The organism is Alicyclobacillus fastidiosus (genome assembly GCF_026651875.1).
Classification (GTDB): domain Bacteria; phylum Bacillota; class Bacilli; order Alicyclobacillales; family Alicyclobacillaceae; genus Alicyclobacillus; species Alicyclobacillus fastidiosus.
In genome coordinates, this window is sequence record NZ_CP104067.1 from 1,618,760 (window position 1) to 1,643,783 (window position 25,024).

Annotated in this window: 33 protein-coding genes and 1 riboswitch; of the genes, 21 read left to right on the plus strand and 12 right to left on the minus strand. The window is 52.2% G+C overall.

What is annotated here, in order from left to right:
• The first annotated feature begins 27 nt into the window (after positions 1 to 27).
• The gene (locus tag NZD89_RS07995) at positions 28 to 414 is read left to right on the plus strand and encodes a hypothetical protein (protein WP_268007205.1); all 387 of its coding nucleotides are present in this window, start codon (positions 28 to 30) and stop codon (positions 412 to 414) included.
• On the opposite strand, the gene NZD89_RS08000 is transcribed toward NZD89_RS07995, so the two are convergent.
• Positions 409 to 1,836 carry a recombinase family protein gene (locus NZD89_RS08000; RefSeq protein WP_268007206.1) on the minus strand — a complete coding sequence of 476 codons (1,428 nt, stop codon included), beginning with the start codon at positions 1,834 to 1,836 and terminating at the stop codon, positions 409 to 411. The genes NZD89_RS07995 and NZD89_RS08000 overlap by 6 nt on opposite strands.
• Positions 1,837 to 2,004: 168 nt before the next feature.
• On the opposite strand from NZD89_RS08000, the gene NZD89_RS08005 reads away from it, so the two are divergent.
• The 9 genes from NZD89_RS08005 to NZD89_RS08045 all read left to right on the plus strand — a co-directional run bounded on the left by NZD89_RS08005 (position 2,005) and on the right by NZD89_RS08045 (position 8,771).
• Positions 2,005 to 2,208, plus strand: a complete 204-nt coding sequence (locus NZD89_RS08005) for a hypothetical protein (protein ID WP_268007207.1) — start codon at positions 2,005 to 2,007, stop codon at positions 2,206 to 2,208.
• 140 nt (positions 2,209 to 2,348) lie between these two features.
• On the plus strand, positions 2,349 to 2,738 hold the full coding sequence (locus NZD89_RS08010) for a retropepsin-like aspartic protease (RefSeq protein WP_268007208.1): 390 nt from the start codon (positions 2,349 to 2,351) through the stop codon (positions 2,736 to 2,738).
• Between the two features lie 261 nt (positions 2,739 to 2,999).
• Positions 3,000 to 3,356 (plus strand): phage holin family protein, encoded by a 357-nt coding sequence (locus NZD89_RS08015; protein WP_268007209.1) that lies wholly within the window; start codon positions 3,000 to 3,002, stop codon positions 3,354 to 3,356.
• Between the two features lie 9 nt (positions 3,357 to 3,365).
• Positions 3,366 to 4,445, plus strand: coding sequence for a hypothetical protein (locus NZD89_RS08020; protein ID WP_268007210.1), 1,080 nt, complete (start codon positions 3,366 to 3,368; stop codon positions 4,443 to 4,445).
• Between the two features lie 179 nt (positions 4,446 to 4,624).
• Positions 4,625 to 4,927, plus strand: a complete 303-nt coding sequence (locus NZD89_RS08025) for a metal-sulfur cluster assembly factor (RefSeq protein WP_268007211.1) — start codon at positions 4,625 to 4,627, stop codon at positions 4,925 to 4,927.
• A 34-nt stretch (positions 4,928 to 4,961) separates the two neighbouring features.
• Positions 4,962 to 5,174, plus strand: coding sequence for a DUF1540 domain-containing protein (locus NZD89_RS08030; RefSeq protein WP_268007212.1), 213 nt, complete (start codon positions 4,962 to 4,964; stop codon positions 5,172 to 5,174).
• 207 nt (positions 5,175 to 5,381) lie between these two features.
• On the plus strand, positions 5,382 to 5,792 hold the full coding sequence (locus tag NZD89_RS08035) for a CoA-binding protein (protein WP_268007213.1): 411 nt from the start codon (positions 5,382 to 5,384) through the stop codon (positions 5,790 to 5,792).
• A 120-nt stretch (positions 5,793 to 5,912) separates the two neighbouring features.
• A complete protein-coding gene (locus NZD89_RS08040; RefSeq protein WP_268007214.1) occupies positions 5,913 to 6,752 on the plus strand; it encodes a CPBP family glutamic-type intramembrane protease in 840 nt (279 codons plus the stop codon).
• A 375-nt stretch (positions 6,753 to 7,127) separates the two neighbouring features.
• Complete coding sequence (locus NZD89_RS08045) at positions 7,128 to 8,771, plus strand: MDR family MFS transporter (RefSeq protein WP_268007216.1); 1,644 nt, start codon at positions 7,128 to 7,130, stop codon at positions 8,769 to 8,771.
• Between the two features lie 198 nt (positions 8,772 to 8,969).
• Here NZD89_RS08045 and NZD89_RS08050 read toward each other — a convergent pair whose 3' ends face one another.
• Positions 8,970 to 9,755, minus strand: a complete 786-nt coding sequence (locus NZD89_RS08050) for an SDR family NAD(P)-dependent oxidoreductase (RefSeq protein ID WP_268007217.1) — start codon at positions 9,753 to 9,755, stop codon at positions 8,970 to 8,972.
• 171 nt (positions 9,756 to 9,926) lie between these two features.
• Positions 9,927 to 10,068: riboswitch (cyclic di-AMP (ydaO/yuaA leader) on the plus strand.
• Positions 10,069 to 10,073: 5 nt separating this feature from the next.
• On the opposite strand from NZD89_RS08050, the gene NZD89_RS08055 reads away from it, so the two are divergent.
• The 3 genes from NZD89_RS08055 (at position 10,074) to NZD89_RS08065 (ending at position 11,545) form a co-directional block, all read left to right on the plus strand.
• Positions 10,074 to 10,712, plus strand: coding sequence for a cell wall hydrolase (locus NZD89_RS08055; protein WP_268007218.1), 639 nt, complete (start codon positions 10,074 to 10,076; stop codon positions 10,710 to 10,712).
• A 201-nt stretch (positions 10,713 to 10,913) separates the two neighbouring features.
• Positions 10,914 to 11,081 carry a hypothetical protein gene (locus NZD89_RS08060; protein ID WP_268007219.1) on the plus strand — a complete coding sequence of 56 codons (168 nt, stop codon included), beginning with the start codon at positions 10,914 to 10,916 and terminating at the stop codon, positions 11,079 to 11,081.
• Positions 11,082 to 11,344: 263 nt separating this feature from the next.
• On the plus strand, positions 11,345 to 11,545 hold the full coding sequence (locus tag NZD89_RS08065) for a cold-shock protein (RefSeq protein WP_021296303.1): 201 nt from the start codon (positions 11,345 to 11,347) through the stop codon (positions 11,543 to 11,545).
• Between the two features lie 187 nt (positions 11,546 to 11,732).
• Here the strand turns inward: NZD89_RS08065 and NZD89_RS08070 are convergent, their stop codons facing one another.
• Positions 11,733 to 11,933: an alpha/beta-type small acid-soluble spore protein gene (locus NZD89_RS08070; RefSeq protein WP_268008430.1), complete on the minus strand. Its 201-nt coding sequence runs from the start codon at positions 11,931 to 11,933 to the stop codon at positions 11,733 to 11,735.
• A gap of 393 nt (positions 11,934 to 12,326) precedes the next feature.
• Between NZD89_RS08070 and NZD89_RS08075 the strand changes: the two genes are divergently transcribed.
• Positions 12,327 to 12,839, plus strand: a complete 513-nt coding sequence (locus NZD89_RS08075) for a hypothetical protein (RefSeq protein ID WP_268007220.1) — start codon at positions 12,327 to 12,329, stop codon at positions 12,837 to 12,839.
• Between the two features lie 75 nt (positions 12,840 to 12,914).
• Here NZD89_RS08075 and pabB read toward each other — a convergent pair whose 3' ends face one another.
• Positions 12,915 to 14,684: an aminodeoxychorismate synthase component I gene (gene pabB / locus NZD89_RS08080; protein ID WP_268007221.1), complete on the minus strand. Its 1,770-nt coding sequence runs from the start codon at positions 14,682 to 14,684 to the stop codon at positions 12,915 to 12,917.
• A 286-nt stretch (positions 14,685 to 14,970) separates the two neighbouring features.
• Positions 14,971 to 16,164 (minus strand): WD40 repeat domain-containing protein, encoded by a 1,194-nt coding sequence (locus NZD89_RS08085; protein WP_268007222.1) that lies wholly within the window; start codon positions 16,162 to 16,164, stop codon positions 14,971 to 14,973.
• A gap of 118 nt (positions 16,165 to 16,282) precedes the next feature.
• On the opposite strand from NZD89_RS08085, the gene NZD89_RS08090 reads away from it, so the two are divergent.
• Positions 16,283 to 16,498, plus strand: coding sequence for a hypothetical protein (locus NZD89_RS08090; RefSeq protein ID WP_268007223.1), 216 nt, complete (start codon positions 16,283 to 16,285; stop codon positions 16,496 to 16,498).
• A gap of 11 nt (positions 16,499 to 16,509) precedes the next feature.
• Here the strand turns inward: NZD89_RS08090 and NZD89_RS08095 are convergent, their stop codons facing one another.
• From NZD89_RS08095 to lplA, 3 genes are all read right to left on the minus strand, one after another.
• The gene (locus NZD89_RS08095; RefSeq protein ID WP_268007224.1) at positions 16,510 to 16,977 is read right to left on the minus strand and encodes a DUF3231 family protein; all 468 of its coding nucleotides are present in this window, start codon (positions 16,975 to 16,977) and stop codon (positions 16,510 to 16,512) included.
• Positions 16,859 to 17,515 carry a DUF3231 family protein gene (locus NZD89_RS08100; RefSeq protein WP_268007225.1) on the minus strand — a complete coding sequence of 219 codons (657 nt, stop codon included), beginning with the start codon at positions 17,513 to 17,515 and terminating at the stop codon, positions 16,859 to 16,861. The genes NZD89_RS08095 and NZD89_RS08100 overlap by 119 nt, the downstream gene beginning before the upstream one ends.
• A 103-nt stretch (positions 17,516 to 17,618) precedes the next feature.
• Positions 17,619 to 18,602 carry a lipoate--protein ligase gene (gene lplA, locus NZD89_RS08105; protein WP_268007226.1) on the minus strand — a complete coding sequence of 328 codons (984 nt, stop codon included), beginning with the start codon at positions 18,600 to 18,602 and terminating at the stop codon, positions 17,619 to 17,621.
• Between the two features lie 663 nt (positions 18,603 to 19,265).
• Between lplA and NZD89_RS08110 the strand changes: the two genes are divergently transcribed.
• Positions 19,266 to 19,754: a GNAT family N-acetyltransferase gene (locus NZD89_RS08110; protein WP_326492921.1), complete on the plus strand. Its 489-nt coding sequence runs from the start codon at positions 19,266 to 19,268 to the stop codon at positions 19,752 to 19,754.
• A 97-nt stretch (positions 19,755 to 19,851) separates the two neighbouring features.
• Here the strand turns inward: NZD89_RS08110 and NZD89_RS08115 are convergent, their stop codons facing one another.
• On the minus strand, positions 19,852 to 20,163 hold the full coding sequence (locus NZD89_RS08115) for a hypothetical protein (protein ID WP_268007228.1): 312 nt from the start codon (positions 20,161 to 20,163) through the stop codon (positions 19,852 to 19,854).
• Between the two features lie 165 nt (positions 20,164 to 20,328).
• Here NZD89_RS08115 and NZD89_RS08120 point away from each other — a divergent pair, with 165 nt between their 5' ends.
• Positions 20,329 to 20,679: a DUF5684 domain-containing protein gene (locus NZD89_RS08120; protein ID WP_268007229.1), complete on the plus strand. Its 351-nt coding sequence runs from the start codon at positions 20,329 to 20,331 to the stop codon at positions 20,677 to 20,679.
• Between the two features lie 56 nt (positions 20,680 to 20,735).
• Here the strand turns inward: NZD89_RS08120 and NZD89_RS08125 are convergent, their stop codons facing one another.
• Complete coding sequence (locus NZD89_RS08125; protein WP_268007230.1) at positions 20,736 to 21,029, minus strand: Dabb family protein; 294 nt, start codon at positions 21,027 to 21,029, stop codon at positions 20,736 to 20,738.
• A 637-nt stretch (positions 21,030 to 21,666) separates the two neighbouring features.
• Between NZD89_RS08125 and NZD89_RS08130 the strand changes: the two genes are divergently transcribed.
• Together NZD89_RS08130 and NZD89_RS08135 are read left to right on the plus strand one after the other, a co-directional pair.
• Complete coding sequence (locus NZD89_RS08130) at positions 21,667 to 21,867, plus strand: cold-shock protein (protein WP_268007231.1); 201 nt, start codon at positions 21,667 to 21,669, stop codon at positions 21,865 to 21,867.
• A gap of 216 nt (positions 21,868 to 22,083) precedes the next feature.
• A complete protein-coding gene (locus NZD89_RS08135; RefSeq protein WP_268007232.1) occupies positions 22,084 to 22,590 on the plus strand; it encodes a DUF3231 family protein in 507 nt (168 codons plus the stop codon).
• A 60-nt stretch (positions 22,591 to 22,650) separates the two neighbouring features.
• On the opposite strand, the gene NZD89_RS08140 is transcribed toward NZD89_RS08135, so the two are convergent.
• A complete protein-coding gene (locus NZD89_RS08140) occupies positions 22,651 to 22,956 on the minus strand; it encodes a hypothetical protein (RefSeq protein ID WP_268007233.1) in 306 nt (101 codons plus the stop codon).
• A gap of 54 nt (positions 22,957 to 23,010) precedes the next feature.
• On the opposite strand from NZD89_RS08140, the gene NZD89_RS08145 reads away from it, so the two are divergent.
• The gene (locus tag NZD89_RS08145; RefSeq protein ID WP_268007234.1) at positions 23,011 to 23,370 is read left to right on the plus strand and encodes a hypothetical protein; all 360 of its coding nucleotides are present in this window, start codon (positions 23,011 to 23,013) and stop codon (positions 23,368 to 23,370) included.
• Between the two features lie 118 nt (positions 23,371 to 23,488).
• On the opposite strand, the gene NZD89_RS08150 is transcribed toward NZD89_RS08145, so the two are convergent.
• Positions 23,489 to 24,295, minus strand: coding sequence for a methyl-accepting chemotaxis protein (locus NZD89_RS08150; RefSeq protein ID WP_268007235.1), 807 nt, complete (start codon positions 24,293 to 24,295; stop codon positions 23,489 to 23,491).
• A gap of 234 nt (positions 24,296 to 24,529) precedes the next feature.
• On the opposite strand from NZD89_RS08150, the gene NZD89_RS08155 reads away from it, so the two are divergent.
• Positions 24,530 to 24,715 carry a hypothetical protein gene (locus NZD89_RS08155; RefSeq protein WP_268007236.1) on the plus strand — a complete coding sequence of 62 codons (186 nt, stop codon included), beginning with the start codon at positions 24,530 to 24,532 and terminating at the stop codon, positions 24,713 to 24,715.
• Positions 24,716 to 25,024: the final 309 nt, after the last annotated feature.

Below are 25,024 nucleotides of genomic sequence, written 5' to 3' on the forward strand. Positions count from 1 at the left end.
TCAACCAGAAGAGGAGAGGCGGATGGCATGCTCACAGCAGCGCATTGGGTGTACTTGACAGTTGTCGTTCTCGTCATTGTCGGCATGGCACTTCGACGAGGCGTAATCCCGCTTTGTATCATCGGTACAGTGGTGATGGGATGGGTCTATTCGCACAATTTTATCACCGGGTTAAAGGTGCTGTTTAACGCCACCATCGCTTCGGCAACTACGCTGTTGGGGATCATCCTCATTATCGGCATCATGATCTCATTGCTTCGGCTACTCGAATCCATCGGTGCCGATCAGCTGTTTTTGCGACCGGTTCAGAATTTGTTTCGTGGGCCTGCATCGGCCTTTTGGGGAACTGGCCTCGTAAAGGGGATCATCGCTGCCTTTGTGTGGCCCACCCCCTCGACTACGAAGGGGTTATAAATCACTACGTAAATCCACCTTCACGGAGCCGTCTGGGAACACCCAGGCGGTTTCGACCATTGTGCGAATTAGCTCTCGTCGCTCAAGTGGGGTGGCCACATTCCACGCCGTTTTGATACTGATAAACTCATCGAGGCGGATGGGCGAGGTTTGCGCAGCGTGCGCATGGAGCCGCGATTTCAGTTGATCCTCCGTTCGTGAGAGGTCATTCAGTCGGTCGCGAAGGTCCTCTGCGGAAATGAGATCTCGTTCATAGGCGTCCATCCACTTGCGGCGACGCGCCTTCATCAGGGTCAGTTGCGATTCAATCTGCGCGTGGTCTTTTTGCTCCACTTGGGGTGGATAGAAGTTATTTTCCAGAGCCGCGTGTACCGTTCGGTCCAACTCGTCAATCAGTGCACCTTCGATGACGTCTCGTTTCCACATCTTCATGTCGCACGTCCGAGCATGCCGGCGCGTGTTGCACATGTACCCGTGATAGGGCGTGACTCGGCCGGACTTGCCTGCTTGCTCCGTTCTTCCCACCATCGGACCTCCACATTTTCCACAGCGGAGGATGCCAACGAGCGGATGCACCCCAGTCCCTGTTCGCGGTCCCCCAGTACGTCGCTGTTCCATCAGCGCTTGAGCACGACGCCATTCGTACTCCTGAACGATTCGTTCGTGGTCGCTCTTGGCTACAATTGGCTGGTAATTCGCCGCCTTGTTACGAGGTTGATTTCCATATCGAACGTACCCGCAGTAGACAGGATTCTTCAGAATGGCGTTGATGACCTTCATTGACCATTGGTCAGATCCGCGTGGTCGCGGGATGTTGTTTTTCGAATCATTGAGGTACTTGGCGAGTCTGGACGTTCCGTCGCCGGCGAGATAGCGGTCAAAGATGAGGCGAATCACGGGGGCCTGCACGGGATTGATGGAAAGTACGCCATCTTTGAGGTCGTATCCGTACGGCGGCGTGTGACCGAAATACCTGCCCTGGCGGACCATTTCCGCTTGTCCGAACCGAACCCGTTCCCCTAAGTTTTCACGTTCCCACTGTGCGAGCGCCGCCACGATGGTGATGAACAATCGCCCCATGGCCGTCGTGGTGTCGAACACCTCGGTGGCCGATTTAAAACCCACTCCATGCCTGTCGAAGATCTCCAGGAGTTGATGAAGGTCGGTCACGTTACGCGTGAGACGATCCAGACGATAGACTAAGACGACGTCTATTTTGCCAGCTTGTGCGTCGTTTAACATGCGCTCTAACTGCGGACGGTGCACGTTCTTAGCGGAGAACCCTTCGTCCGTGTAAATGCCTACAATCGACCATCCCTGTGATTCGCAATACGAGTGAAGTCGATGGAGCTGTGCATCGAGGGAGAATCCTTCCTCAGCTTGCACGTCTGTCGAGACGCGTGTGTAAATGGCTGTGCGCATCGTCGCCACCTCTAGTTTCAGGGCGTCCTGAAACGTCCTGGAATCGAAGCAATCTTCATATTTTACAGGCTTGGTGTTTTACTCATGACAACCGGGGGCCCGTGGCTATGCAATGATCTGGCAAGCGGACAATCACCGTCCGCATAAGCGTGAATGAGGGGGAGACAGATGAGACCACAACCCATCACGATTGAAGTGCGCGGCGAGTTGACGGATGACCACGCCAAAGCGGCTTTGCTGATCCTCGAGAAGATCTGGGACCGCGTCGGCAGGGAGCAGGGAAAGCGCCTGGTCGTTGCGAACGGGGAAGGTAAATCTGGTAAGGCGAGGCAGGCATCGCACCGGTCGTCTCACGCAGTCGACGACAGATAGTCCAGTTAGACCTTTACGACTTTACGAATTTCGCATGCGCCGGCTTTGTGTCCGCATCTCTGCGCACGATGCGAGTATTCGGAATATAGTTACAGGTAGGGACGGACCGCGACGTCAGACATCGTGCAGGGGGAATCTGGATGCCAAAACCAATTGCCGTACTTCAAGGCACCTTCGTCAATGACCTGTTCTTCATCCCGCTGACAGTGAACGGCCGGAAGGTGCGTCGGGTCGTTGTGGATACGGGGGCGTCCACGCTGATCTTCAACGGGGAAGTGGCCCGTCAATTGAGATTGCCGAATCTTGGTGCGGTAGGTGTGGCTGGCGTCGGTGGCGCAACGCACGCCTTTCGATCCAAATGCAATGTGAGAATTGCATCCAGGTCGTTCCGGAATGTACCTTGCGTAGTGATTAAAAATCTCTCGAAACCTGGATTGTTAGGGCTTAAATTCTTTCGCGATCACCACTTGGGACTCGCCCTCAATCCGTCCGCCGAAACGCTGAAAATTTATGCTACAAGGACCAAATGATGTAATGTGACGGTCTTCTACGGATACCTGCGGATATCTATGGATAATGGAAGTGTGTTTGCGAAATATTATTTACCCCGGGGATGTTTCAAATGTAACCGCGTCTGCTGATGGTGATGACCAGGCGCGGTTTTTTGTGTTTTCCACGGGGATGACTGTGCGCGATTTCACAACTGCTATGTAAAATCGTCATGATACATAAGTTCTCCTGCCGATGGTCAAAATGAATTTGGAGATTTCTTTAACAACAGGAGGAGCGAAATGAACTGGCTCAGAACGATTATTCGCTTTATCGTATCGGCATTGGTGTATCAGTTTGTGGCGTTTTTAGTGCCCGGGTTTCGCATCGCTAACTTCGGGTCAGCCGTCATCGCAGCCATCGTCGTTGCGCTGATCGGATGGGGGATTGAAGCCTTATTTGGGCGGACGCGAGTAAATCGCTTCGGACACGGCATTATTGGCTTTATCGTCAGTGTCGTGATCCTGTATGTCGCCCAATGGATTGTTCCGGGAATGAGGGTGACGGTACTTGGAGCCATCATCGCGTCGCTCGTCATCGGAATCATCGACATGATTCTACCGGTGGAGAAGCCAGGAGTTGCGTCCAATCGGGAATAGTCGTGTACGATGAAGAAACGCCCTTGGCCGCGTCTGGAACCACAGGCGCGGCTTTGTCGTGCCCGCGCGGCAAACATCGTCCGTGTTTTGAGCACGGTCAACACCATGATGGTAGGCCCCATGTTGATGCCCATTGCCGTTCGGGCGGGGCTCCCGGTCATCGGCGTGGCGATGGCCATGAACCTGTTCGGTCACGGGATTGCGTTGTCTGGTGACTTCGTCATCCAAGGCGCTCCTAAATTGACGAGCTCAGCCGCTGGGGTCACTGTGGGTCAAATCATTCACGCCAGCATTCCGCTCGTCATTACAACGGGTGTCATCGCTACGGTATTTGCATTCCTCAAACTTCGTCGCGATATCGCGAAGGGGGTTCTCACGACGCCCAAAAAGATGGAGCTCAAAGAGACCATCGTGGCGTCGCCTGCTGCAAAAATTGCAGCTGTACTCGTCCCACTCACGTTTGTCGGCACCATCGTGACCACCATTACGATGGGACTCAAAGGCGATGATGCCACGGCGTTCATCGGTGGGGTGAGCCTGTTGTTATTCGTCGTCATCGCATTTTTAGAACATCGTAATCAGGCACACGTAGCCGTGATGAAACACGTACAAGATGGGTTTACGTTTTCCATGAAAATATTTGCGCCAGTGATTCCGATTGCTGGATTCTTCTTCATGGGCTCACCTGATGTCGCGCCGCAAATTCTTGGAAAAGGTGCGCCGGGATACTTGTTCGATCTCGGCAAAGCCCTCGCGGCCCACGTTCCATTGTCGATGGTCACGGTGGCCATCATCGTGGTGTTGGTGGGTGTCATCGCTGGACTGGACGGGTCGGGATTCTCCGGGTTGGTCCTCGTGGGGACGCTCGCTCAGGCCCTTGGGACGCCTGTTGGTGCCAACATTGCCGTGTTGGCCGCGCTTGGGCAGATGGGGTCGGTGTGGAGCGGCGGTGGCACGCTCGTTCCCTGGGGCGTGCTCGACGTCGCAGGCGTCACGGGTGTCAATCCGGAGGAGCTCACGAGGCGGAACTTTCTCCCCGTGATCTGCGGTCTCGCCGGTGCGACGGTCGTGGCCATCTTCATGATGTAGTCCATTGGTCGCAACGCTGCGTAGTATGCGACCACAATACCTCAAGGGGCTGTCCCAAAGTCAGTTGTACTGACTCTGAGGCGGCCCTTTATGTGTAGAACTTTGCACCAGGATAGATCGAAATCTAGGGCAGAAAATACTCCAGACGTCACAAACGCCGTCGCGGGGGAGGGAAGCACATGGTTGACCTTGGGGAGGTCAAAGAGCAGTTGACACACGTGTTGGACCCGGAAATTGGGATCAACGTCGTGGACCTTGGCTTAATTTACGACATTTCCGAACCAAGAGATGGGCAAGTGAACATCAAAATGACGTTGACCACGCCGGATTGCCCACTTCATGAAGGATTCTTGGATGCCGTCGAGGGCGCCGTGGCACCCGTGAACGGTGTGGAGTACGTCAAAGTCGATGTCGTATTCGATCCGCCTTGGACGCCGGATCGGATGAATCAAGACGTGCGCAAGCAACTTGGAATTCAGTGAGGTGCGCGATCGTCATTTTGGGGAGGGAAACTAGATGGACGTAAACGTGAAATGTAGTGTGTCAAACTGCTACTTCTGGAAAGAAGACAACAATTGTAGTGCACCTGCCATCATGGTGACCGTGGACCAAAATGCGCAAGCCAACTTCAACGAAGAAATCGCCGAGGAAATCATGGTCGACTTGGGAAATACGCATCGTGCACCGTCCTCAGCCAACACCTGCTGTCACACGTTTCGCCAAGTGTAATCGCTCGACTTCACAACCGGTTGCGCGAAGGGCCCCGTTCGGAGTGAATGGGGCCCTGTTTTATGTTTCACGAGGCGCAACTGCCCGCGTCTAAGTTCTACGCGAACCTTGTGGACGTATGGGACGCCCGTGCGGGCCGCGGGATTTGAATCTGCCGGACAAGGCATACTATGTGGGGAAGCAAACGGGAAGGGGAGGATGTCTGACATGCTGTCTGATGAATCATTGACTGATTTAATGGCGAATGCTGCAGTGATCGCTTCCGTCGGTGTAGTTTCCGATCCTGCCACCAAAGGATACGCTGCCGCCGCCTACCAGCAGTCGCAGGGATACAAGGTGCTCCCTGTCAACACCTCACGCGATATGATATTGGGTCACATCACGGTCTCCTCCGTCGCCGATATTGAGGAACCGATCGACATTGTCAATGTCGTCGCTCATCCGCAAGAGGCTCCAGCGATTACGGATGCCGCGATTCGCGCGGGTGCAAAAGCCATATGGTTCGAGCCTGGCACGCAGAACCACATCGCAGCAGAACAAGCTCGCCAAGCCGGATTACAGGTGGTCACAAATCGCTCTTTTGAACGCGAGCATCGCCGTCTCATGTCCCATCATTAATGCGATTGAAAACACTTGGCGCCGTGTCGGCGCCTTTTTCGATGGCAAAAGAGTTTCACCAACGCGTAGTTTTGTGTTACAAGAGTGAGGAGTCTAATCATCCAGGGAGGCGACTGACGAATGACTCGCTGGACCGATATACCACGGAGGTTTGCCGTGGGCCTCAGGCCGTGGCAAATTGTTTATATGATGTTCTTCGCGGCATTTGGAACGTTTGCCAACTTGTACAATGGGCCCGATGCGTGGGTCCAACTGACGAGTGACGTGTATTTATTGACGAGTGTAGGGTCCTTGTTCGTACTGCTGCCCAACTTTCGGCGAACTCTATTTCGGGACCATGATCCGCTGAGGGAGAACCACCTGCGCGGCAAAAAGCTCGCCAAACTCGGCTGGAGATTGTATCTATACCTGGTATTACCCGCATTTTTCATCGCGTTGGTGCAGACATTTAGTGCACTCATCAGCTCCCTGATCAGCTTCGGCCAATCGAACGTCCCTGAGCATCCCGGCTTAGGCGATTATCTCGTCGCTGTTTTTGCGGGGTTGGAGGAAGTGTGGCGCTGGAGCATGATCGGTGCCGTGCTCGTGGTCTTGTATGCATTTTGTCGGGGACTTTGGCATCATGCCTTCGTTCGTGGTATCGCCTTCACGCTGGCCTTTGTCTTGAGCTCACTGTCGTTCGGAGCCGGCCACATCTTGGAGTTCCAGACGCATCGGGTTCGGGCTCTGTTCCTGTTCAGCGGACTGGGCGCTCTGTTGGCTTTGATGACCGTCGTGACAGGAAGAATCTTACTGATCATGTGTGTGCATATGTTGTATGACGTATGGGTGACCTATCTATCTAGCTCAAGTGGCCACGACGCAACACTGGGGCTCCTCATTTACATAGCACTACTGGCGGGGCCAGTCGTCACGTTATTGTGGCGCCGCCACATCTTTGTGCGACCAAACGCGTGGTAGCTGATGTTTAGGGGGAAAGGGAGAGTAGAGTGAGCGCACTGGCGCGTGCATCTCGCTCACTCTACTCTATGCTCATCGATTAATCTTCCCAATTTTGGATCCCCACATACCTTAAGAGGACAAAATTTTTTAGACCAAAGATTGTGCACGAGTGCCGTGGTTACAACCTAGACGGCGGGAGAACAACGGCGTCACGAAATTTTCATTTTTGACCAGCGCACAAGATCCGCGCAAACCGTTTAAAGATGTAGATGTGGCGGGCTATCTCCACTTTACAGGGATGATCGCGGCCTTAATTTGGGGCTGGCGCAAAAAACTTTATTGGTTAAAATATAGTATGGTGAAAATAAAATTTTTGAGTGGAGGCTCTAATCCGTGGCAAGTTCATCAGAAACGGTACAGAGAACTAATCAAATTGTCGGCCGGCGCCGATGGTGGGCGTTGGCGACAGTCATGTTGACGATGTTCTTTTCTTCGATGGACCAGACCGTCGTATCGACCGCCATTCCGACCATTGTATCGAAGCTAAACGGCCTTAATCTGTACTCCTGGTTATTTAGTGCGTACATGATGGCATCGGCGGTCACGGTTCCAATCTACGGTAAGCTCTCCGACGTGTTCGGGAGAAAACCGTTCTACATTTTCGGCCTCGTGATGTTTGGCGTTGGTTCCGCCATCTCCGGCCTGTCACACACGATGCTCGAGTTGGTTATCGCGCGCGGAATTCAAGGAATTGGGGCCGGTGCGATGATGAGTATGCCTCGGGCCACGATTGGCGATATTTTTGATCCCAAAGAACGCGGTCGTTGGATGGGCGTCATCGGAGCTGTCTTTGGGCTCTCAAGTATCATCGGACCAGCACTTGGCGGTTGGATTACAGACTCTCTGTCTTGGAGATGGGTATTCTATATCAACTTGCCGTTTGCCGTCCTCGCATTGATTGGCGTCATCGTGACGTTGCCGCGCGTACGGGCGGAACATCGCGTACAGGTGGACTGGTTTGGTGCGCTCCTCATGATCATCGGACTCATCCCGATTCTACTTGGGTTCACGTGGGCGGGAACGAAGTACGCGTGGGGGTCGTCGCAGATCATTCTTCTCTTTGTGGTAGGCGTCGTGCTCCTTGTTCTGTTCCTTTTGTGGGAACGCCGTGCCAAGGAGCCTGTGCTCACACCGACGCTGTTTAAGTCGAGAATCTTTACGATGAGCTTAATTCTCGGCATCTTTATGATGATGGGCATGTTTGGCAGCATGATGTATTTGCCGACCTACGTGCAGGGCGTCATTGGGCTCAACGCGACGAACAGCGGCTTCTTGTTGTCGCCGATGATGATTTCGTTTATCGTCGCGAGCGTCATCTCCGGTCAAATCATGACCCGAACGGGCCGTTATGTCCGCCTCGCCAATGTGAGTTCGGCCATCATTATTGTCGGCTTCATCCTGTTGGCGACGCTCAACGTCAACACGCACTTCTGGTCGGTTATCATCTACATGGTGGTTCTCGGACTTGGTATTGGAGCACTCATGCCGCTTCTCAACGTCGCGGTGCAAAATGCGTTTCCATATGAAATGATGGGCACCGTGAACTCAACCCAGCAGTTTGTAAGTTCTCTTGGCGGCGTCATTGCATCACCCATTTTTGGATCCGTCCTGAACAACGGATTTCAACACAAATTGAATGAAACCATGCCTGCACAGTTGAATGCGATGAAATCGACGCTGAGTTCCTTAGATCCGCAGGCACTGCTCACTGCGCAGGCGCAGCATGCCTTGAAGTCCAAGTTTGCGAGCATGGGCAGTGCGGGTCAAACCCTGTACAATCAATTGATTCACGCGGTAAAGGTGTCTCTGACTACAGGTGTACACCACTTGTTCCTCGTCGGACTCATATTTGGGTGCCTTACGTTTATTGGAACATTTTTCTTGCCCGAAGTTCGCTTGAAGGGAAAAGAGTACTTTGCGAGCAGCGACAGGGCGTCGGGAGATGCACCGATAGGACAGAAGCCACAAGTGGAGTGAACGCTCAGGATAGGTTCGTGTGGAGATATACAAACACTTAACAAAAGTTCAATGGGGGCTTGATGTTGGTCCGTTACATTTGATTCAGACATTGGGTCTGCCTAACGCGCCAATGCTTCCCCTTTCAGTCACTTCGGGTCGTAACAGAGTCGTCTTCCGATACCCTGTTACGGCCCCCTTTTTTGTCCGTAAGAAGCATCATCTGCTGACGTGGCGTTGCAGCCACTGGTCGAACTCTGTGGCGACAATGCGTTCACCAGTGATATCAGCGGCCTCAGGGGACGCTAGAAAGACGATGGGACGGGCCATAACGTCTGGGGAGAGAATGTTTGGCATGGAATCGTACACCTCGCCGTACTCATCCGGTAACATGCCCGTACGCGTAGCGCCTCCTGGCAGGAGCACGTTGACCGCCACTCCACTATCGCGCAAATCTTCGGCCATAATGTAGGACAACGATTCTGCCCCGGCTCTGGATGGGCCATAAGGTACGAATCCTTTTCGGCGCATCGTCTCGTGGTTCATGGAAATATTGATGATGCGGCCATCCCCCTCTTTCACCATCATCGGCGCGAACGCGCGAGACACGAGAAAGTATCCGGTCAAATTCGTATCGATTAGGTCCCGGAACCCTTCCGGAGACACCTCGTAAAACGGCTTTGGATCGAACAGGAACTTTGGATTGACGGTGCGCATCCCGATACCCGCGTTGTTGACGAGGACGTCGAGTTTCCCCAACTTGCTGGTCACCCAGTCCTTTGCCGCTTCGATACTCGAGGCGGATCGGACGTCGATAGATAACTCGTGTGCGTCGAGACCTTCCTGTCGAAAACCTTGCACCACATTGGACAACTTTTGTCCTCCACGCGAGGACACGGCCACTGTGGCACCTTCCTTGAGCAGGGCATAGGCCATGGCATAGCCTAATCCACTCGATGCACCTGTGACGAGGGCGTGTATCCCAGACAGTTGATGTTTGGCCAAGTCAATCGCTCCTTCTGAGGTCTATTGTCCTCCAAATCGCTCCCCGATTCAAATCGAATCCAAGTCTAGTACACCCGTGTGGGTGCCTGAAGCAGTAAGCATTTTTCATGGAAGGAAGATTTTAAGGGGTGACCTCATAACGGATGTTCTGTACACTCGTCTCAAACGTGCGACAACCACGAGCCGAATCGTCGACTAGGTCGATGTACGGGGGATTTTTGGTCGATAGACCTGGGGTCAATCGCAACACTGCGACGGGTGGCTCGTCATCCGAACCCGACAACTAACCTCGGAGGCAAACACGAGAGGATGAATATGATGCGTTTGTCACGTATGTTTGTAGGTGCCTTTACAGCCGCTGCCGCTTGGGGTCTGACTTTGACTCCGGCGTTTGCCGCAACCAACACAGTAACCGTACAACCAGGAGATTCGCTATGGAAAATTGCTCACGCCCGTGGAATTTCCCTACAGTCCCTGGAAAGTGCGAATCCGTCTGCGTCTGCAAACCCGGAGGATTTATTGGTCGGAACGGTTCTAAAGCTCCCTACGACAAATGCAACAGAGAGTGCGACGACGAGTACGACGGCGCAACAGAACCTGTACTGGATGGAACACATCATCAATGCGGAGGCAGGCGGAGAATCACAGGAGGCACAGGTAGCTGTGGGCGACGTGATCATGCATCGGTTGGCCAACGGATCGTATGGTAACACGGTGTACGATGTCGTCTTCCAAATTGCCGACGGACACTACCAATTCTCTTGTGTTCCTAACGGTTATATCTATCAAACGCCAAATGCATCCAGTATCGCTGCGGCACAAAAAGTGCTTGAAACGCAAGATGATGAAGTCCCAGGCGCGTTGGTCTTCTACAACCCGTCGCAAACACCGGCATCCAGTTGGGTGCGTACGCAACCGACGATTACACAGATCGGTGATCTTGTATTCGCGAAGTAATCGGATGACTGGTCAAAGGAGCGCTCCCAAACAAGGGGGGCGCTCTTTTGCATGGAATCACCTGGGTTGTTAGCGCCGGATCAGCCAAACTGATGCCTCCCTTTGGAGTGGTGCAATGCCGTGCGCGGTATGGAACAGTGGGTCCTGTGTCATCCTGTGAGGAACGAATTTGATGACTAGGCAGAGGTGGGGGCCCAACACGTGTATACACTCTGGCAAATTATAGATTACCTGGAATCCAGCGATTATCGTTCGAACAAAGGAAGATTGATTGACGACCCTGTGTTTTTTAAACTCAGGGACATTGCGAAGGAAATAGACTTGGCCGCGGCGGATACCAAAGAACAGGAAGCTATTGATGAGTGTTGAGTATTTCTCGGAATGTATGCGAATAATCTGGTCGTGTAGGACTATAATAGAAGTGTCACAGGTGTGATGGTAAACGTGTTCTGCGACACCGACAGCGGTTGGATCAGTTGTTGACACCGTGGGAATTTGGGTGTACATTGATTAAGATACCAACTGCATGATTTGCTTCGATACATGAGCCCTTTTTCTCTGCTCGATTGGGTTTGAGAAATGGCTTTTGTGTAAATTGAAAGTGTGCTTTGGCACCATGGAGGAATTACTACATGCAACAGGGAACAGTTAAGTGGTTCAACGCAGAAAAAGGCTTTGGCTTCATCCAAGTTGAAGGCGGCGACGATGTATTCGTACACTTCAGTGCAATCCAAGGCAACGGGTTTAAAACGTTGGACGAAGGACAGGCTGTAGAGTTTGAAATCGTTGAAGGTCCAAAGGGTCCTCAAGCTGCTAACGTTTACAAGCTTTAATTAGCTGTTACGCCCATGCGGAATGATATTTCGCATGGGCTTTTTATTTTTATTGTCCCGTGACCTCATTCCCGTCTCCGACAGCGCCGTAGGCGGTACGGATGAAAGGGCTGCAGGTCAAAAAAGCGCCACAGAGAAGCCGAGCTGTTCGCTGCTCCTCAGTGGCGCTTTTTGCGTTCTGTGGGTGTTAACGGCTTGTTCGCCCGGATAGCGACTGTTCTGCGAAGGCCACGAGGCGCTTCGTGATCTCTCCACCGACACTACCGTTTTGGCGTGCGCTGGTATCCGCCCCGAGTTGAACGCCAAACTCGGACGCAATTTCATACTTCATCTGTTCGAGCGCACGAGATGCACCAGAAATCAATTTCTCGTTGTTGTGTTGCCATATTAGATGACCCCCTATAGGTTGATTGATTACAGTGTGCCTTCGAGAAAGCGTCTTATTCGTCATCTCGTGACAAATATCGACACGAATGTCGGGCGACTTCGATGGACTTTCAAGTAAATTTCAAAGTCCCCGGTATACACTGGTTCTCAGGAGCAAGTGGTGCTTTCCATGATTCACATTCCCCTTCATGCCATAAACTGTGGCCGCTGCTTTCGGCAGCGGCATATTTTTGTAACAGATTTCCACTCAAATAGCCGCCATTCCACTCTTTTGTAGCACGGGTGAAAGCGGCACGTTCGAATGCAAACAGGAAAATACGCTCTCGAATCGTTTATAAATTTCCAGATTGTTCATCATACATAACAGGTAGAGGAATCCAGAGGAGGGCGCGCAGTGGACCAGGAAGCAGAAAAGGAAATTCGGAAACTCGCCGACCAGGCGGCAAGAAATTTCCGTGCAGAGTTTGGTGAAGAGATGTCGGGTCTTCGGAATCAGGTGGTTCTGATGAAACAGATGATCCGACAATTGGAGAGGTCAGACGAGTCGCAAGATGAACCAGAGTCGGATTCGAACGACCTGTTGAAACAATTACGCGAGTTTGGTCAGATATCACAGCAGCAACAACAGCAGGCCTATCAACAATTGCAACAGTCCATTCAACAGGCGGTGCAACTGCTTGGTCAAGCGGTGAAATACCTTCAAACCAGTCAGGTTCTGTCGCAGATGAACATGCTCATCGAACAGTCTGAACAACAATTGAGGACCAATCAAGAACAGGGGAAGCAATTCCAGACTTTAGGACAACAATACATGCAATTACAGCAATTACAGCAAGGACAGCAAGGACAGCAAGGACAGCAAGGACAGCAAGGACAGCAAGGACAGCAAGGACAGCTCCTGCAGTAAGTGGTTCAAAGCCGTCGGGCGCAACATTGGCCGGACGGCTTTGTTTTTGCTTCTGACGATTCCGTCAGAACGAAGCTATCGAGCTGGCTCGGGTTCGACGATGTGAACCTTGACCCAGCCTCTGACGCTATTGATGAGCCAAGCTTGATTGGCCTTCCGAAGGTCGTCCAGTGTCAGGCGGCGTTCTTTGAGAATCCCGGACTCAATCAGGTCGTCGCGAAGCGTCCCCGCGAGTAATCCGGATTCCTTCGCGGGAGTCCATTTTTCATCCCCGATCTCCAGGACGAGATTCCCAATCGTAAACTCCGTAAGTTCGCCATGTTCGTTCCAGAGCAGCACGTCAAACACTTGTGGAAACATCTTTCGATGTATATCGTACACGTCTCGATGGGTGGTTTTGTGGTACAGGAACGGACTTGACGAATCAATTGCGTGCTTCGCTAAGACCACCGGCTGCGATGTCGTGATTTCCGCGCCCATCGGCGAACTCTCTAGGTGGATGTGCCCCTCGCGCGAAACCAGTAAGCGGACGCGGTGAGGGGGATTGCACGGTAGAGACTTCGCGTAATGCCGCAAATCCTTGAGGATTTGCGATTCGTCGCAGGGGAAGGCGAAGTACTCTGCAGATGCCCTCAAGCGACTGATGTGACGGTCTAATAGTCGATACTGCCCCTGCTCGTAACGAATGGTCTCCAACAGTTCAAATGGCTGCCAGCCCCCCGTCAGCGCCCGAGCTTTTGTCCAAGCCTCCTGATACTCTCCATGTGCAGTCGAATCCCACGTGATGCCTCCCCCTGTGCCATACACCGCCGTACCGCTGGTCTCACTCAATTGAATGGTCCGAATCGCTACATTGAATGTCGCGCGCCCGTTCGGCTCAATATAGCCCATCGTCCCACAGTACACACCACGCGGTTCGCTCTCCAATCGGGTGATGAGGTTCATCGTCGAGACTTTGGGAGCACCCGTTATCGATCCACACGGAAACAGCGCCGAAAAGATGGAATCCAAGGGGGTGCCGTCGCGAACATCGCCTTCGATGGTCGACGTCAGCTGAAACACCGTTGGATACCGTTCAATCTCGAACAGTTGTTTGACGTGCACTGACCCGGGACGCGCGATGCGCGATAGGTCATTGCGCAACAAATCCACAATCATGACGTTTTCCGCCTGGTCCTTCTCCGAGGCGCGTAGCCGATTGCGTTGAACGTCGTCCTCGGCCAACCAGCGCCCCCGTGGAACCGTTCCTTTCATTGGGCGCGTGGTGATTTTTCCATCGGCGACTTGAAAGAACAACTCTGGGGACATCGATACCAATTGGCTGTCTCCGGTGTTCACATAGGCTGAGAACGGTGCCTGTTGCGTCGATCTCAGCGATTCATAGAGTGCGAGCGAATCGCCGTGAAATTGCGTGTGAAGGCGCATGGTGTAATTCACTTGGTACGTTTCTCCACGTTCGATGGCGGATCGAATCGAGTGGATATCATTGTTGTAGGTTTGTTCGTCGATGGAGGGCATCCAGTCGCCGAGATGGTAGTCCCCATGTGGCGCCGGTCGCGACGATGTCGGTTGTTTGAAGATGCCAAACCAAAGCAGTGGGCCAGGGGAGGTTCGATGCGTGCGGAGGGCGGGATCGAACGCAGGAGCCGCCTCATAGGCGATGAATCCAGCGGCGTAAAACCCTTGTCGGACAAACTCATCGACTTTGAGAAGGGCCGGTCGAACATCGTCCACGTGAAACGCTTCAATCACTCGAGTTGGATTCGTAAATACCAATCCGTCGGTATCGCTCAGGTGTTCGAAATCAAAAAGCAGTACGGGAGAATTGTCCCTGTCTTGTGTCAAACGGAGTCACCTATTCCATGTAGGATGGAAACAAATTTGATAATTTTTTGAGGTGTGTTGATTATCCTATATTTAGGACTTTGCTGGCGCGAGTCCACCTTTCACATGGGGGCCATTCCGAAAGTCATCGTAGGTGACTTCCGGGCTGGCCCCTTTCAATTTGGGCGGGCGCGCCGGTGCTCCCGGCCGCCCCCAGAGGGTAGTTGACATGGTGTTCCGTCAGGTGCCATCAGGCGCCACTCCTGCGATAACACCACACCCAATCCATTCCGAAAAGGAACCCCTTTTACTTCGACCAGCCGTAAATCACCGATGTCACATTTCGAAATGGGGATTGATCTCCGCCGATTTGAACCCACTTTCCGTTCTGATACTGCCAGAGGCCGCCCAGGTCGCCGCCGTCGCACGTCAACGTGCCGGATGGGGACCATTGAAACGACGGGGCACTCGCGTCCCGGTCAGACGGGGAAGTCTTGTCCCAAATGGTGACCCATTTCCCCGAGGTCAACTGGTAGATTTTATCCGTCGTCGAATCACTGACGGTAAGTGTCCCACTAGGAGACCATCCGAACTCGAGGATGCCATGTGTCGGACTGGCGGCCGTCGAACTGCCCAAACTCGTCCATGTGCCGTTTTCGAGTGCAAAGAGGCCCCTCGACTGACTGGTGTTCCCCGAGATCACGAGTTCGCCTTGTGGGGACCACCCCACTTGCGCGACCGTGTCGATGGGGCTCTTTCCACCAGGCTGGCTCCACACGCCATTTGTGTACTGCCACACGCCATGCTGGCTCGTGGCTACCGTCAGGACCCCCTTTGGCGACCACGAGACCTGTAATGTGTCCGCAGCAAAGGGCATATGTGCATCATCTAGATGTTTCCACTGTCCTCCTGTGTACTGCGAAACGGCCGTAGATCCGTCCGAAACCTCGGACGTGACGGTCAGCACACCCGCAGGTGACCATTGGATGGACTCAATGTACCCAAGGGATGAACTGCCTTGGACGAGGTGCCAATGCCCTTTGGAGGAGTACCATATCCCTAGGGTCTGACCGTCGTCAGCCGCGGCGTACAGCGTGTTGGTGGGGGACCATGCGTGCACACCAATACTTGTGTCTCCATTGATAGATACAGATTGCCAGCCTTTGTCATACTCCCACAACGACGACTGATTGCCATCGAACATATTCCCATCACTGCCGATGGTGGTGGCCGTCGGAGTTCCGTTCGTGGAAAAGTCTAAAGCGTGGAATGGATCAGAGGGCACGTTGTTTGTTGTGCTAGGTGGCAGGTACACCCACTGTCCAGAGATATATGCGTATGCCGAATCGTTGGCAGCGGCCGTCAAGGTTTCCTTCGGAACGGTAGCAGGGGGCTTCGGCCCCGTTGTTTGCTGTGCTTGACTACCGCAGCCGGAAAGCAGCGTTGCGATGACCGCAGTCGACGCTGTAGCCAATGCGAGATGAAATCCATGTTTCGGCATGGTGATCCTCCGATAAATCGTAGTATTGTAGTGCCTGACAGCCTTATATTCTACATCACTTTTCCTACCGGCTAGAAGCTGTGTGACCCCCGTTCGTGCCCGAAAACGGCGGTTGCTCATGATTTGTTTAAGAGTTTGGCATTTAAAGGGATTTGTGATCGAGTCGAACGGCTTTCCGCAGTTGATGGACAAATGGAGGATCGATAAGTCAGGACGACCGAAGACAGCCGTCCTTACGTGGGGGTGCGATTTGCAACTGAAGGATGGGAGAACTGAACTTCCAGGTAGTGAAATCGGTTATATGCGCGTCCTGGGCAAAGAACTGTTCAGATGAGAGCGCCTCTATCATTTCCGGGCCAGGGATTTTCGATTGTCGGCCATGGGCGGTTGTTCAAACCAGCCGTGTTCAATCATCATCTCTACGCCATCATCGGCGTACAGCGCTATTTCGCTAAACAATCGACCGTATGCCAAGGTTAAGTCGCGCCGCGGGGAGGCTCCAATCGCAATCCCGTAGTCTCCGATGCTCTCCGCTGTCGTGGCGTTGATGTGAAATAGCATCAGCTTGTCTGAAAATGTTTGAGTCGTCGAATCGGTGACGCAGGTATCCGACAGCGTTGGCGCGGGAAGGTCGTCACTTAGCAGAACATCGGTGAAGATTTTCAGATGTTTGGTGGCCAATTCCTTACCTCGTTCAAAATGCTGGCGAACTTTCGGTGACTTTGCCACTTGCGCGAACCCGATAATGAGCCACTTTCCGAGCACGTTCTTTTGAATGTTCGTGTGCAAGTGCGTGATCTCGAGCGCATTCAATACTCGGCACTCGGCGTTCACCGCGAAAGCCGGAGAGAAAACTCTGTTTCTTCACAAAGTCCACTTTGTCCGGCATTGAGATGATTGGCGCACGTATGTACACGCCCTTTGCCAACATGAGTGCGACGCAGTTGTCGTATAAAATATCCATTTCGCCGATGCAGGAAGAAAAGTAGCGCCGAACATCCTTCCGCGTGGATGCCGACTTTGCGAGCGCGTATACGGTCAAACTGGTCATCGCTGTGGTATAGAGATAATGGATGTAAAACACGTCCGTAAACAAGCGGGGGGCGTCTAGGTTTACGTCGTCGTCCGTAAACCCTTTTGGAACGGGAAACCCTTCTTCATTGAAGAACTGTGCCAGCGTCTCGACATGCCCCCGCGACTGACTCCGTGCTTGCTCCAGAATGAGGCGGATATCAGCATCGTCGATGTGCCGCAAAAAGTGGTTAAAAATGCAGATGGACGCCGTATCGGTGATGTACGCGGTCCAGAGATATCCCAATTCTGCGGATGTCAATTGAGCGTTGTGTTCCACGGTTTCACTCCCAGTCAATTGTCGTTGGGAGTATGGTTACCTTCATCCAGTATCTCATTCGCCTGCCAGCGTCCTACTCTACCGCAACGTTGTAAAACTTTGATTAGAAAAGGCTGAGAAAGTCCTCGAGGTCAATTTTTCCAAAGTAGTCCTGGATGTTGACATCACTCATCGCAGCTCGGATTTCGTCATAGTCGTAGCGACATCCGATAAGCCTGTTCTCAACGTCCAGGATTTCTCCAATACCAAAAAAGTCGCCATAGATTTTACACGCTTCAATGACGCCGCTCTTAATCGTCATACGGATATCGATGGATCCGATAGGGAATCGCCTCGAGACTTGTTTGTTGAACTCTGGAGATTTCCCAAAGTTCCAGTCCCAACTGCGGTACCGCTCGTTTGAAATCCGATAGACATTTTCCCAATCCGATTTCGTCAGTTGGTATTCAGGCACCTGTGACGCAGGGAATATCGTGTGCAACAGTGCGCTGCGAAACTCATCGAGGGTCATGTCTTCCCGCAAGTAATCGCGGATGTTCGCGACGCGGCTCCGGACGGACTTGATTCCCTTTGATTCGATTTTGTCGGGCTTGACCTGTAACGCCTTTGCGACATCGTCCAGGTTGACGTCAAACATCAACGTACCATGACTGAACATGCGCCCACGCGTCGTGAATTGGGCGTTCCCCGAGATCTTTTTATCTCCGATTTGCAAATCGTTGCGTCCAGTCAATTCTGCGTTCACACCCATAGCCCGCAACGCTTGTACCATCGGTTCTGTAAATCGACGGAAATTGCGAAAACTGTCTCCGTCATTCTTCGTGATAAAGCTGAAGTTGAGATTGCCTAAATCGTGATATACCGCACCGCCCCCGGATAAGCGCCGGACGACGCGGATATCGTTCTCCCGAACGTAGTCGAGATTGATTTCCTCAAATGTATTCTGATTTTTGCCGATGATGATGGACGGAGCGTTCGTGTAAAACAGCAAATACGTCTCGTCAATATCGAGATTCATGACAGCGTATTCCTCAATCGCCAGATTCAACGAAGCATCTGTAATCCCGCCATTGTCGATATATCGCATCAATTAACCCCCGTTTATTCCTAGTTGCGGCGGCTGCTATGACCATTCGTCACCTCTGTTTACCCACCACGGTATTGAGTATATACCGCCGTTTGCGCGATGGGACAGTATTGCCGGACACTTTGCACAAAGGTCGGGGACCATCGCAAGCCAGTTGCCCTATTCCGCGGGCGGCCTTCGAGGTACAATATCCAACAACGCGATCCGGTCGCGACGTCGCTAGATATCCGCCTATCAGCTAATCTTGTAGCGTAGGTGGCTATCTTCCACGCCCGTCGTCGGACGTGGATCATCTTTACATATTCATGATGTCGGCGAACAGGGAAATTTCGGGATTTGTCATGGCTATGGCAATGGTCCGCCCCAGCAAAAACATCGCTGAGGTAGAGGTGAAGAGCGTAAAGAAAAAACTTAAGGACAAGGGCTTTCGCTCGTGGTGTAAATCGCGAAGACGTCTATCGGGGGGCCGAGGAACTACAGGTAGTACTCGACGAGCACATCGCATTTATCATCGCGGCATTGACCGAGATCGCACCGGTTCTTGGACTTGCCGGTACACAAGCGAACGAGCGCTAGACGACAAAGCCTGAGTGTACCTCGCCATGAACCATTCAATATTCGTCGCCAGTCCGAGTGCAGAGGCGACTCCCGTGGGGGATGACAATGCAGATCCGCGATTCAGTTATGGACGATTTACCGTTCTTGTTGGAAATCTACAATCAATCTGTGAGGAACTCCGCTGCGACATTTGATTTGGAAGAGCAGACCTTGGCGCAGCGAACGGAGTGGTTTTCCCATTACGGCGGACGATACCCACTCATCGTAGCACAGGTGCAAGATCAAGTGGTCGGATATGCGTCATTGTCGAAGTTCCGAGAAAAGCCCGCGTATCAATATACGGCCGAATGCTCCGTATATATCCATGACAGGTTTCACGGCCAGGGAATCGGAAGAGCGCTGATGAACGACTTATTGAGCCGCACTTCAAAGCTTGGCTATCACTCCATCGTGGCCGGGATCACAGATGGCAACGAAGCCAGTATGAGACTGCACGAATCCCTCGGATTTCAATATGTGGGTTGTTTACGAGAGGTTGGTTTCAAATTTCAACAATGGCAGCACGTTCACTATTACCAATACTTTGTTAGGTGAATCTGTGCTCAGAGGACACCCAACGTCTTTCCCGTTCACTCGGTGGGTGTCCTCTGGGTGTCGAGACTGTACAAGCAGTCTGCGGTCGGTTTGCCGGTTACGATAGTCGCGTGTTTATGATGCCGAGAAATTCGGCGTGCACGGCGTCGAAAGGTTCCTGCGCGCGCCACGCGGTCAAATCGATGTGCAATTTGTCGAACAGCCATTTCATGGAGGACAGGGCGTCTTGCCTCGTCTCATGGTTGTAAAACATGTCATACTCCGTGTTCCATACGACCCATTTGTACCACGTGTTTGTTTGCGTGATGTACCAAACGCGATCCCGCTCGAACGCGATACACTCCGATGCCTCTAGCAACTTATCCCACGTATCGAAACCCAGGTGATTGGCGAAGTTCAGGTGGTTCACAGTACCACACTCCCAGAGAGATCTTTTCCAATGCGAGGGATTTTATGTCGGGTGTTGTACGACGAGGTCCCATGCATAAGGTAGCAGTACAGAGGCCGACCGTCGTGAAAGGAGCGAGTTGAGCAGATACCTTGACGGCTGAATCGCATGTGGGAGAGAGATGTAGTGCTTGTATTGGATTGCGTCTTTGGAATCGTTGGGTACGTACTTACAGGCATCGCCTTTTTTCGGTTGAGTAAATTGGCGGGCCGCGGGGATATTGCCTGGTTTGCTTGGGTGCCGATTCTATTCGCCATCCTCCAACTCCGACTCATTCATAAGAGCGGTTGGTGGATTCTCATGTATCTCGTACCGATTGCAAACATCGTATTTGCGATTATTTGGCAAGTCAAACTCCTGCACGCTTATGGAAAACATGGCGCGTGGGTTCTTTTCGCCATATTCTTGAGCATTGTGTACTATATCATGTGGGTCGTTTGGGCCTATTCCGACAGCACCAAATATCAGTTGGAGTGACTGACAAACTCCCCTGTGCGAGCGCACGGGGGAGTTTCGTCATGAAGCGGTGGCGATTAGATGTCATAATCGAGGACAATGATGTCTTGTCGGCCAATGTCCATCGTAAATTGAACAAATTCCTGATGCTTCGGATGTGGGGTGTAATTCGCGAGCGCAGCTCGGTCCTCAAATCGAGCCGTTAAGCCTACCTGAAACCCCTGATTCCGGCCGGAGAAATCGCGGCCCGCCACGAAATCCACAATTCCTGGTATTTCATTTTGCAGCGCGCGTGCCCTGCGAATGCACTCATCGAGTTGCTCGTCCGTCGTCTCGGGACCAAATTTAAATATCACCACGTGTTCAACCATTTTCTGACCTCCCGCAATCGAGATAAAAATACCATACATCAAGATTTCCATTATGGCACCCTGATTGGAAGGCCAGGCGGCGAGACCTGGTGTGAGGAAGGTAGGTGAACTATCCGGGACTTTTTCAAAACGGATGGGCACGACATGCGTGAGATGGAAAATAACTTCTGAAAAATTAGGGAGCGGATTCAAACCATATTGATATTTGTTCCAACCAGCCAGGCCATGTCGCAGTTGCGATTTCCGATATGACTTGGATAATCGGCACGACTTTTCACCTCGATGCATATGAGTTGCTGGGGTACACGAACAGACGATGACTCGGGAGCCTCCAAAGGCAAGGAATCCTCTGAACGCATCAATTTCATCGGCTAGGACTATGATGTGTCGCATCAAGGGGCATTATACACGGAGTTCAACGGATGAAGGCGATAGGCGCTCCCTGGTTGGCACTTCGTCGACACATTCAGCGCGTAAGTCATTCACGTTGACAACGTGGTGCAACTAAGTATACAATAAATTTGAATACCAACTGCATGACCTGTTTTGATGCTTGAGCCGTTTATCCGGCCTTGGGTCGGAAAGGCAGCTTTTGTGTAAATTGATAGTGTGCGTTTCGCACCGTGGAGGAATTTTTTTGCAACAGGGTACAGTAAAATGGTTCAACAGTGAAAAAGGCTTTGGCTTTATTGAAGTTGAAGGCGGAGACGACGTATTCGTACACTTCAGCGCAATTCAAACTAACGGCTTTAGAACTCTTGACGAAGGTCAACGCGTAGAATTCGACATCGTTGAAGGCCCGAAGGGTCCACAAGCAGCGAACGTTGTTAAACTCTAATACTCGATGGTCGACTAAGCCCATGCAGCTTGCATGGGCTTTTTCTATTTTGTGTGGTGTTGGATGTGTGGTGTTGGACTTGGGCGCAGTCGTGGGCCCGCCTCGTCTCTGGTACTCTGCTCCTCAAACGAATAGGTTAAATCCTTGTCGGTTAGACGACCCTACTGATGAATCGGAGCGATTCGTTACAAGTCGACTTGCGGCGGAGGGGATCACGTGGGCATTTTGAGTGGAAACCCAAAGGACGAGCCGATGCACTATGGTGAAGTGTATGGCTTGTGGGCTTTCCTGCTGATTCTTAAGGGACTTTACTCAATGTACCAGATCTATGTCAATCACGCCGGAGACACGGATTTACGCAAATTTGTTGAGGACATTCTCAAAAGTATTCATGAACATAGCGAACAAGTGACTGAGGTTTTGAAAGAAAACGGCGTAGGACTCCCGCCATCTCCACCTGATCAACCGAAAGTGGCACTGGAGAGCATCCCGGCCGGCGCCAGGATCATCGACCCTCAAATCGCCGCAAATTTAACTGCCGATGTGGCGGGATGTTTGGTCGCGTGCAGCCAGATCATGGGCTCGAGTATACGTGAGGACATCGCGGTGATGTTTGGAAAGGTTCATATAAGTTTCGCGCAGTACGGCATTCGGCTACTGCGAATTGTCAAAGCAAAGGGGTGGCTTGTAGCCCCACCTCTGCACAGAAACCCACCGAGATAAACCGCATCTGTAAAGGACAGCGGTGATGGCAATGATTTGCACGATGAGAAGTGAGGAACGTCAAAGTTCATCGAGGGTTAGATGAACAGCATAGGTCGTGCGTTGCGGGTGTGCTTTCAGGCCCATGTGGACTGGCTCCAACATATCCTCAAGCCGGAACGCATCGTGCGCGAAGTCATATATCAGCATCCCGATGGGCTGTGGGATATCTAATCCTGCCGCCCGGGCCATGTCGGCTGTTTTTAGACCCGTAGGTGCATGAATCGGCGCCAGCTTGATCACGCATTCTGTTTCGGATACGACTTGAGCGCGTAGCGGTTCCCAGACGGTAATGACGTGATCGGCGAACAAGAATGATGTGGACATTGCGACCCTCCAATACATACTGTGACACCGGCTTTGTGCCCGGTGGAAATCCGATTGAGGCAGGCAAGTGGTCTGTCCGGCCTATTATCTGTGATTTCGCGGTACAATATTGCTATCGCTCCGGAACATCGCACTCAGGCGGACCATACATATGGAGGAAGCGAGAAAATGGTGGCTATGTACGATCCTCTGGCGGTGATGAACATGCGCGAACGTGTAGCACTCGTACTTCTAGGTGCCGTTTGCTTTGCCTGTGTGTTGTTTCTTGCGTTTTTGGTCGTCCGTTTCTTCTTGTTCCTGGTCGCATTGTGTTTGGTCGCCGTGTTGTTGGCGCTGTTCTTTCAGGCATGTCTTCCAGCATTTCGTCGAAAAAAAACGTTCCGCAAATCGAAGAGTCGAAGGCCCCGCAGATAGTCGGGGCCTTTTTATATCGTGCGTTGTTATGGCGGGGCGGTCGCAGCCGTGGCTCAGGCAACTGTTCTGGATGGATGAGGAGTCCATCACTCGTGGATTTGAGACAACTACGCCGCTCTCAGAACGCCTTGGCGATGTCAAAAAGTTGTGTGGAGAGGGACTCCAGTGCCTCGATGCCGGCCATCACCTGTTGAGTAGCTGCCGACTGTGTTTCGACTGATTTTGCATTATCTGCAATTTGCCTTGTCACTTGTTCCGTAGAGACCCGCATTTGCTCCAAACCGGATTCAATCTGTCCGACCGCCTGTTTGGTATGATCGGCCAGTTTGCGGATCTCCTGAGCGACGACTGTAAACCCGCGTCCGTGTTCTCCTGCGCGTGCTGCCTCAATGGACGCGTTTAGCCCAAGGATTTTTGTTTGGCTGGAAATGTTCTGGATGAAATCGACGATGTGCGACGTGTTCTGGGCTTGTGTTGTAGCTTGTTCTGCGCTTTGCAAAATCGTCTCGTGTGAGCCGGAGATCCGCTGTGTTTCACTCGATACATGTTGAATACTCGCGGAGATCTGTCTAAAGGATTCGACGAGGTTTTCGGCAATGGCAGAAACGCGATTCTGCTTGTCCAGACTGGTAGCCATTCCTACGGCACCAATCGCCTTTCCTGATTGGTCTCGAATTGGGACTGTCATCGTTTTAAAGGCGGTGCCAATCACGTCCTCGGGAATGATGCCTGATTGTTCAGCATTCAGATGTACTGCTTCATAGAGACCATCTCCCGGTTGAAGAGCGTACCCTACGTGTCCGACACGAATCGTTTCTCCCGGTCTGAAATAGAGAATTTCCGTGTCATTGGACACGGAGAAGGCCACGTCCTGGTTGCTCAATAAACGGTCAATCAGCGGTGCGACTTGAAGAAAACAATCCAAGTTGTTCAGTTTTATCACCCTCGTTAGGGCCTGTCCGGAAAGGGGGCACCGGTCGCTAGTTGGACGAGCATCCCGCCGTCCTTCACTTTTGCGACACCGTGTCCCAGGGCAAGCCTTTTTGGTTTTTCTATCTCAAGACAAGATTCGACATGATTGCGAACGCTCCTTCTGGCGCGTCGGATCGAACATTTGTCAGGAAATCGACATATATATCGGGAAAGGGGAGGGATTTACATGGCCGTGGCTATCTCGATGATGCTCTTGGGACTCATTATATTAACAGTTGTGGCCGTTGCGCTCGTTGTCATATTGGCACCTGAGGCGCGCGCCATCCGGTCGTGTTTCATCGTCCTTCTCATCGTCCTTGCGTTGGGAATGGCAGGAACGGGGATAGACGGGATGGTGCATGCTATAACCTAACAGCCTTGTCGCCACCCCAATTCACACCTGCTGCGGCGGGTGTTTTTTTTGTTTCTGGGAGCGTTCCAGCGTGGGGGTCATGCCGACGGATCGCACGCGTGCACGAACGTCGATACTCAGGATATGATATGATAGGATGATGTCGGCGTAGCACCTTATTTAGCTGCACTGATTAGGCATTGCCTCCTAGTTGGGGTAATATAGATTGAGCAGGAGGCGAAGTAAATTAGTACACAAGCAGAACTTTTGAAGAAGGAAATTGAAACACGCTGGAATGGTAAGGTCTATCCGAATGAATGCTCCACCGCG

Bases quoted from the DNA above. Each gene is read 5' to 3' on its own strand.
- NZD89_RS08065 (WP_021296303.1), top strand. From the start codon at position 11,345: ATGCAACAGGGAACAGTTAAGTGGTTCAACGCAGAAAAAGGCTTTGGC.
- NZD89_RS08110 (WP_326492921.1), top strand. From the start codon at position 19,266: ATGCAGATCCGCGATTCAGTTATGGACGATTTACCGTTCTTGTTGGAA.
- NZD89_RS08030 (WP_268007212.1), top strand. From the start codon at position 4,962: ATGGACGTAAACGTGAAATGTAGTGTGTCAAACTGCTACTTCTGGAAA.
- NZD89_RS08040 (WP_268007214.1), top strand. From the start codon at position 5,913: ATGACTCGCTGGACCGATATACCACGGAGGTTTGCCGTGGGCCTCAGG.
- NZD89_RS07995 (WP_268007205.1), top strand. From the start codon at position 28: ATGCTCACAGCAGCGCATTGGGTGTACTTGACAGTTGTCGTTCTCGTC.
- NZD89_RS08155 (WP_268007236.1), top strand. From the start codon at position 24,530: ATGGCCGTGGCTATCTCGATGATGCTCTTGGGACTCATTATATTAACA.
- NZD89_RS08000 (WP_268007206.1), bottom strand. From the start codon at position 1,836: ATGCGCACAGCCATTTACACACGCGTCTCGACAGACGTGCAAGCTGAG.
- NZD89_RS08025 (WP_268007211.1), top strand. From the start codon at position 4,625: ATGGTTGACCTTGGGGAGGTCAAAGAGCAGTTGACACACGTGTTGGAC.
- NZD89_RS08015 (WP_268007209.1), top strand. From the start codon at position 3,000: ATGAACTGGCTCAGAACGATTATTCGCTTTATCGTATCGGCATTGGTG.
- NZD89_RS08140 (WP_268007233.1), bottom strand. From the start codon at position 22,956: ATGTCCACATCATTCTTGTTCGCCGATCACGTCATTACCGTCTGGGAA.
- NZD89_RS08020 (WP_268007210.1), top strand. From the start codon at position 3,366: ATGAAGAAACGCCCTTGGCCGCGTCTGGAACCACAGGCGCGGCTTTGT.
- NZD89_RS08090 (WP_268007223.1), top strand. From the start codon at position 16,283: ATGATTTGTTTAAGAGTTTGGCATTTAAAGGGATTTGTGATCGAGTCG.
- lplA (WP_268007226.1), bottom strand. From the start codon at position 18,602: ATGCGATATATCGACAATGGCGGGATTACAGATGCTTCGTTGAATCTG.
- NZD89_RS08085 (WP_268007222.1), bottom strand. From the start codon at position 16,164: ATGCCGAAACATGGATTTCATCTCGCATTGGCTACAGCGTCGACTGCG.
- NZD89_RS08005 (WP_268007207.1), top strand. From the start codon at position 2,005: ATGAGACCACAACCCATCACGATTGAAGTGCGCGGCGAGTTGACGGAT.
- NZD89_RS08125 (WP_268007230.1), bottom strand. From the start codon at position 21,029: ATGGTTGAACACGTGGTGATATTTAAATTTGGTCCCGAGACGACGGAC.
- NZD89_RS08010 (WP_268007208.1), top strand. From the start codon at position 2,349: ATGCCAAAACCAATTGCCGTACTTCAAGGCACCTTCGTCAATGACCTG.
- NZD89_RS08035 (WP_268007213.1), top strand. From the start codon at position 5,382: ATGCTGTCTGATGAATCATTGACTGATTTAATGGCGAATGCTGCAGTG.
- NZD89_RS08055 (WP_268007218.1), top strand. From the start codon at position 10,074: ATGCGTTTGTCACGTATGTTTGTAGGTGCCTTTACAGCCGCTGCCGCT.